This is a genomic window from Lutimaribacter marinistellae (assembly GCF_042648365.1).
Lineage (GTDB): Bacteria > Pseudomonadota > Alphaproteobacteria > Rhodobacterales > Rhodobacteraceae > Lutimaribacter_A > Lutimaribacter_A marinistellae.
This window is the reverse complement of the sequence record NZ_JBHRXI010000039.1, coordinates 1-6,841: the sequence shown is the minus strand read 5'-3', so window position 1 is coordinate 6,841 and position 6,841 is coordinate 1. Positions and strand designations below refer to the sequence as shown.

Below are 6,841 nucleotides of genomic sequence, written 5' to 3'. Positions count from 1 at the left end.
TCGCGTCTTCAACCTTATCACCGACCCGAAAGAGGAATACGAGATCCAGGAGGAAGCTACCTGGATCCTGCCCATCATCTTCGAGAAGATCGTGGCATTCGAGAGGACGCTCATCGAAGAGCCACCAGTCCCGTTCGGAGTGCCGGAACCCTACGAGCCCTCGAACTAAAATCTAAAGCGAAAAGTTCGATCTCGGTGCTTGGGCGAGAGACTGAATTGTCCCGCACTGACCACACTCACATATCCGGCTATGCTGCACAACGGTTCGAACGGCCGGTTCGGTAAAGCCGCACTGCAGCGTCGACGAGGGCGGCCAATGACGGGCAAGGGCCGAGCATGCACAAACGCTTGTCTGGACGCTCTCGCGGAAGATGGCAAGTAGAGCCGGAGGGTGACTTGCGCCGGGGCCTCCGTCCCCCGACCGCCTATGCGGCGGCTTACTCAACGGACATGGTGTCGTCCGCGTGGTGTCGGAAATGGTTTTCCGAGATTTTTCTCAGCCGCTTGTGCGGCGGCTCCCGAGATGAAGCCGGAGGGTGACCTGCGCCGGGCCCTCCGGACCCGGTAATCCCTCCCGATCTTGGCGCACTATCCATTTGCATCGCATGCGTTTGAATGTCCGCACTGGGATAGCTGCCCCGCAGCATTTACGGTTGTCTTGTGTGGCAGCTCTGGGCAGGGATCGACATCGCATAGTCTGTTTGTTTCACACTGCCGGTCCAAGAAGGGCTCGGCCCTTTGCCGACTCTCGGATGCGCACGGGTTCCGTCCGAGAGACCTATGCACAAGACGATTTCATCGGCGCGAGGTGCGTCTGGCACGCACAGGGTCATGGTGTCGATACGATCGAATGATCAGGGCTCATCCTTGTGTCCGAGCGGCAGATCGATGTGCCCTCCCAAAGGTCCGACCTCGTGGGTGGACGGGATCAGGGCCTTGCCGTCACCTACCTCGGCGCGGACCGGTTTGCCGAGTGCCGGGTGAAGCAGCCCGGCACGATGGTCCATCGCACCCGATGTCTCGACAAGTGCCGCTTTGCGGTAGCAGACAGGTGGCCTGTTCAACATGTTCACACGCTCTTCTGCGAGAGATTGTCCCAGTTCCGCACTCATCTGGAATATTGGCGCGAAGTCCTCTTGATCGACCCCGGCGAAGGAGTTCCGGATCACGGCCATTGCAGCAACGCGGCTGATCGGATCACAAGATCGGCCCATTTCATCGGCAGTGATGATTTCTCGGAAAAGAGTGCTTTGCGAACGTCTATCATCCAACTTTCCTTTCCACGCGCGCCATTGGCCAGCGCTTGAAGTGTTGGAATGTGAGGCCAAACGGGATCACCGAGGCGAACAAAATGACGGCCAGCCAGATTGGGCCCTGCGCGTTGCCGGTAGCATCCAAGATGGCACCAGCGGCAGGAGGTGTGACCAGCATGATCGCATAGTAGACGGTAAAGAAAATACCCATGCCGAAGGCCCGAACCTCGGGTCGCATCGCTTGTCCAGCCATCGCCATGATAACCCCGGCGGGGGCCATGCCAATCAAGCCGAAGATAACGCTTGCCCCAAGGCCTGCGCTTGGCACGCCAAGCAGCATGAGCGAAACGATCGCGCCTCCCATACAAAAGGTCAGGACCAGGTTCCGGCCGCCGAAACGGTCCACAACCTGCCCGCACAGCGCGCCTGAGAAGATCATCAACCAACTTCCGATACTGACGACACCCGCGGCGGCGATTGCAGTTTGGCCAAGTTCTTCAAGAACCTTCGGCCCAAAGGTAAGATAGGCGACATAGGCCGCGTTGAACGCGCCCCACGCGGATGCGGCGCATACAACCAGACGCCATTCCTGACCTGTCAGAGCAGCACCAGAGCCGCCTTTCACGGACGGCAAATCATGTGGCGATCTGTAGTAGAGGAACACCGCAAGCGCGGCCAAAAGGCAGTAAATCGATGCCACCTGAAACGGGACCTGCCAGCCGTAGGCTTTTGCAAGCCATGCGTGGCCGACCTGCCCCATAGCTATGCCAAATGGCCAACTCATGACAAGGATGCTCATCGCCGTTGCGATTTCACGGCCTTCGAACCAGTCCGAGACCATTTTTGTGAAGTAGAGCGTGGTGAAGAGAAAACCTGCGCCGGCAAAGATGCGGCCCATCGCAATGGCCCAGCTGTCCGTTGCCACGGATGACACGGCCCCACCCAAAGCCAGTGCGCCCAATCCGATCACCACCATGATCCGATCCGAGACAAAGCGCCCCCAATATCCGGCAGGAATGGCGAGAAACAATCCGGGGGCCATGAAAAGCCCGATCAGAAACCCGATCCCTGCATAATCGAGCCCGAAAGCGATGACCAGGTCATCGCCCACGGAGGCCACTGTCTGAAACTGGAACCCAAGACCGATACGAGCCAGGAACAGAAGGGCCAGTATGCGCCAGCGCATCAGGCCCAACCAAGCTGCTTCAACGCATGAACATCATTCCAGATCTTGGTCATGTGGCTGATCTTGTCGCCTTCGAAGTGCATGACATAGGCATAGTCTGAAACGACCGATTTTCCGGTTGGTGGGATTGGTCCGCCTTCGCCTGTTTGGGTCCCGTGAAACTCCGCCGCCGCAACAGCCGTGCCATGCGTTTCGTCAAAGGCAAACGCTTTGAGCTCGTATCGACCGTCCGGAACGGGTGTCAGCAGGCCCTTCATCCACTCCGCATAGTCCGCGAGGGATTTCGTGTCGGCAAGCGTATCCGCCTGGCAAGAAAACGTCGCTTCGTCGTGACAGAACGACTTGCATCCGTCCCAACCTTTTCCGGTTTCGCAGGCTTCAAAAAAGGCGTGTGCGGTATCAAATAGTGACATCTGGGTATCCTCAATGCTCATGCTATGAGGATCACCATATGTTAGCGACGGACATGCCGGGCATCGTGCAGATGCAGTAAAATGCGCCTCATGCATGCAGTATTCAGACTACAGCATTTGCAGGATTGCGTGTCGCGCCGACCGTGCCCACACTGAAACCAGTTAATCTTCAGCGAGGCATTGACCGTGTCAGAACCAGCCGACCTTAGCCAAAGAGAATTGCAAATTGCGCAATCATACGCAGGTGGTGCTACATATCAGAAAATCGCTGACACCTTGTGTATTGCGCCCTCTACAGTACGCACGCATCTCGCGACGATCTACCGAAAACTTGAAGTGTCTTCGAAACACGAACTCATGACGCATTTGAACGGTGAGGCTTCGCAACCTCGCAACCAATCTGAAATGGCGGCAGTGATATCCGAACTCGCGCTGAGCCTTGAAGAAGCGATTAGTCGTGAAAAGGCCCTCAGCGAGGTATTGCGGATCATCGGCGCGGCGAAAGGTGACCTTGATGCGGTGATGCCGTTGATTTTGGGTTACGCGCTTGAGCTTTGCGACGCCGAGTATGGTATCCTGTTCGAATACGGCCAGAGCAAGAAGTTCCACGCGACGTTCACACTTGGTATTCCGTCAGACCTCAAGGGGTGGTTTGACGATCAGGGCTGGTTCTCCGTAAGTCCTCAGACCGGTCTTGGCCGCATGGATGCGCAGCGCGAGGTGATCAATATCTTCGACGTCAAAGCCGAAGAGATTTACAAGTCAAGAGATCCGTTGCGCTATGCCACTGCCGACTTGGGCGGGGCACGATCTTTTGTCGCCATCCCGATGCTGGCCGCCGACAACCTGGTCGGTGCCTTTGCACTCTACCGGAAAACCGTCCGACCGTTCTCCGATGACTCCACCCGGCTTGCACAGATGTTCGCCGCCCAAAGCGTGATCGCCCTCGAAAACGCGCGGATGATCAGAGCCATGCAAGAGGCAAGCGCGTGAGCCGGAAATCATCGGGCGCAAGTGAGTTGAGTGGCCGCGAAAGCCAGATTGCAGAAAGCTATGCACAAGGCGGAAGCTATCAGGAAATCGCCGATCAGCTTGGTATCGCCCCGTCGACGGTGCGCACGCATCTGGCCACGATCTATCGAAAGCTGGGCGTGTCCTCGAAGCTGGAATTGCGCGACACGCTCACGCCTGCACCGCTTCCTTTGTCTGCTGAAAGCCCGGCACGGCCTGAAAAACCTTCCATCGCGGTTCTTGCGTTTGAAAACATGTCGAACGATCCGGACCAGGACTATTTCTCGGACGGGGCCAGCGCTGACATAATCACCGCTCTCTCACGCTCACCCTGGCTGTTCATCATCGCACGCAACACGACCTTCACATACAAAGGGTCCAACGTCGATGTCAGGCGTGTTGCCGAAGAACTCGGCGTCCGTTTCGTTCTGGAGGGCAGCGTGAGGCGATCCGGCGACACGGTCCGGGTCACGGCGCAGCTAATCGATGGCATGACCGGGGGACAGGTCTGGTCGGAGCGTTATGATGGCCAGCTTCAGGATGTGTTCGATCTTCAGGATGAGATCACTCGCAATGTGGTCGCCTCAATCCAGACCACCGTGCACCTATCCACAAATGAAGAACCGGTCGAGCGCAGCACGCGCCCCGACCTGACGGTCTGGGAACTGACGATGCGGTCTTGGCATCTGCTTTATGATTTCACACCCAAGAGTTTCGATTCGGCCAAAACCCTGCTGGAGCGAGCATTGGCGCTCGATCCCGAAAGCGCCGAGGCCAATATGCTCCTGTCACTGATCAACCATCATGTTGCTCAGATGGGATATGCCGCGGACACCCAACTTGCGATGGAGGCAGCATATGCACTGGGACGGCGCGCCATACAACTTGATGATCGCAACGAATACGCGCACTGGGCCTTGGGGATTAGTTGTTGGGGTTTGCACAAGCACGACGAGTCGATTGTCGCTCTGGAACGCGCGGTTGAGCTCAACCCGAATTGCTCCTTGGCCTATGGTAGCCTTGGAACAGTATATGGGCTGGTGGGGCGTGTAGATGAAGCCATTGCCAATCAGGAGATCGCGATCAGATCGAACCCAAGAGACCCAAGTATCTTCTTCCGCTTCTCGGGTATGAGCTTGGCGAACTACTTGAGCGGTCGATACGATAGCGCAATCGAGTGGGCTGAACGGGCAATCAACCGAATGCCGCGCTGGTTCTATTGTCATTTCTTGCTTTCCGCCAGCCATGTCGCGCTTGGGCAGAACGAGAAGGCGACCGCGGCCGTCAAAGCTTGCCGCGATGCGTTGCCTGATATCTGCATACTCGACCTCGATCGTGTTCCTTTGAAAGACCCGGCCAAGATGAACGAGATGCGCAGCCGATTACGCCAAGCTGGCTTTATTGGCTGAACGCGATTTGGTCACGGCACTCATCGGAGCAGCGGCCACGTAGGGCGCTGTTTGAAACTTCTGCCAAACGCTCACACAAATGCTGCAAGATGAACGAAAGGCAGAAATGCGAAGGCTTCATGCTGGCGACAATGTCCAATGAATGTTGGCTTCGGGCCGTGACCAGCTAACGGTCGGCGTGACGCCGGTGCTGGTCGTTCTGCGGTGCCGCAAGTCAGCTCCGGGCCCTTTGGGAACGATGCTGCAGATCGGGCGAGTGTCTCCTGCCAGAGTGAGGGTCCACAACGACCTTGTTGACAGGAGTGAATTTCAGCACGACCTATTCTTATGGTTTCACGCCAACAAAGATTCTGGAACGGCTACGCACGGTTTGTCCAAAAACCAGTGCTCGCCTTGATCGCGCATCAGCCAACAGTTCGCCGCATTGCTGATTTGAGCGCGGCAGTCACTTTGAAGACACCGGGCGGTTTAAGCCTGACGGAGAGCCCCTTGGGTCTTGATGCTAACTCGGTTACAACAACAGTCTGCGAGGTTGGCTCGGCACCGACGGGCGGCAGTATGCTGTATCTACACGGCGGTGCCTTCATGATTGGCAACTTGCGTGGTTATCGCCATCTGGTTGCCAGGCTTGGCAACGCAGCAAACCAAAGAGCTTATTTTCTTCACTACGGGCTCGCTCCGGAACATCGCTTTCCGACGGCCCTCGACCAAGCCACGTTGGCGTATGAAGCGCTCTGTGCTACTCCCGATGCCGGCCCAATCAGTCTGGTCGGCGACAGCGCAGGCGGCAACCTGGTCTTCGCTTTGTTGCATCGCATCTGTAGCCGAGGATTGCGGCAACCCGTTGCTGTCGCCGCAATTGCACCAATTTCTGACCTGCGGCTGAACAACGGATCGCTGAAAACGAATAAAAAATCCGACCATTTAGTGCCGGTGCGCTGGGTCATTCGGGGCAAAGATGCCTATCTTGGCGGACACGATCCGAGCGACCCCGAGGTTTCGCCTGTGCTTGGCACCTTTGTCGGTGCACCACCTTGCCTGATACACGTGGACGAAGACGAAGTGCTGATCGATGATTCCAACGCCCTTGCCGCCCGTCTTCGGGATCAGGGCGTTACAACCGAGTTGACGACGTCCAGAGGGCGGTCTCACGTTTGGCACCTGAACGTCGGAAGATGCCCCGAAGCAGACAACTCGGTCGCAGAAATCGGCGCGTTTGTTAAGAAGCAGGTGGCCAGACAGAGGGTGTAGTGCTCTGTGTCAGCGTAACTTTATGCAAATGGTATCAAGCTACCTTGAGAGGCAATTGTAGCAATCGTCCCAAGCAGAAATTGGCTTGCATGCTGCGACTGTCTTCCATGTTCGCGTTGCCGACGCGCGCCCGTCCAAGATACTTCGCATTGCATCAACGTCTGGTCCGGTGAAGCTGCGGCGCAGCATCGAGTAAGACTACGAACGGCGGCTCTGGGCCGCTAGCGGAAGTGCTCGCGCTGCTCCGTCCGCTCCAAAGGAAACGGCTCCAGCGCCCTTGCCAACGTCACCTCCGGCCCCTGATGCCCGTCCAGGATC

The 6,841-nt window shown here is 57.2% G+C and carries 5 protein-coding genes and 1 pseudogene; 3 read left to right on the top strand and 3 right to left on the bottom strand.

The window, feature by feature from the left end; genetic code table 11:
* Positions 1-647: 647 nt before the first annotated feature.
* The 3 genes and pseudogenes from ACFORG_RS20280 to ACFORG_RS20270 all read right to left on the bottom strand — a co-directional run bounded on the left by ACFORG_RS20280 (position 648) and on the right by ACFORG_RS20270 (position 2,852).
* Positions 648-1,175 (bottom strand): annotated as a pseudogene (locus ACFORG_RS20280) (amino acid synthesis family protein).
* A gap of 88 nt (positions 1,176-1,263) precedes the next feature.
* Positions 1,264-2,439, bottom strand: coding sequence for an MFS transporter (locus tag ACFORG_RS20275; RefSeq protein ID WP_386737393.1), 1,176 nt, complete (start codon positions 2,437-2,439; stop codon positions 1,264-1,266).
* Positions 2,439-2,852, bottom strand: a complete 414-nt coding sequence (locus ACFORG_RS20270; RefSeq protein ID WP_386737391.1) for an ester cyclase — start codon at positions 2,850-2,852, stop codon at positions 2,439-2,441. Before ACFORG_RS20270 ends, ACFORG_RS20275 begins: the two co-directional genes overlap by 1 nt.
* A gap of 186 nt (positions 2,853-3,038) precedes the next feature.
* Here ACFORG_RS20270 and ACFORG_RS20265 point away from each other — a divergent pair, with 186 nt between their 5' ends.
* The 3 genes from ACFORG_RS20265 (at position 3,039) to ACFORG_RS20255 (ending at position 6,523) form a co-directional block, all read left to right on the top strand.
* Positions 3,039-3,845, top strand: a complete 807-nt coding sequence (locus ACFORG_RS20265) for a LuxR C-terminal-related transcriptional regulator (protein ID WP_386737390.1) — start codon at positions 3,039-3,041, stop codon at positions 3,843-3,845.
* Positions 3,842-5,272 carry a LuxR C-terminal-related transcriptional regulator gene (locus ACFORG_RS20260; protein WP_386737389.1) on the top strand — a complete coding sequence of 477 codons (1,431 nt, stop codon included), beginning with the start codon at positions 3,842-3,844 and terminating at the stop codon, positions 5,270-5,272. The genes ACFORG_RS20265 and ACFORG_RS20260 overlap by 4 nt, the downstream gene beginning before the upstream one ends.
* 327 nt (positions 5,273-5,599) lie before the next feature.
* Positions 5,600-6,523 carry an alpha/beta hydrolase gene (locus tag ACFORG_RS20255; protein ID WP_386737388.1) on the top strand — a complete coding sequence of 308 codons (924 nt, stop codon included), beginning with the start codon at positions 5,600-5,602 and terminating at the stop codon, positions 6,521-6,523.
* The last annotated feature ends 318 nt before the right edge of the window (positions 6,524-6,841 follow it).

Excerpts from the sequence above, each read along its gene's own strand:
- ACFORG_RS20270 (WP_386737391.1), bottom strand. The coding sequence starts at position 2,852 with ATGTCACTATTTGATACCGCACACGCCTTTTTTGAAGCCTGCGAAACC.
- ACFORG_RS20275 (WP_386737393.1), bottom strand. The coding sequence starts at position 2,439 with ATGCGCTGGCGCATACTGGCCCTTCTGTTCCTGGCTCGTATCGGTCTT.
- ACFORG_RS20255 (WP_386737388.1), top strand. The coding sequence starts at position 5,600 with ATGGTTTCACGCCAACAAAGATTCTGGAACGGCTACGCACGGTTTGTC.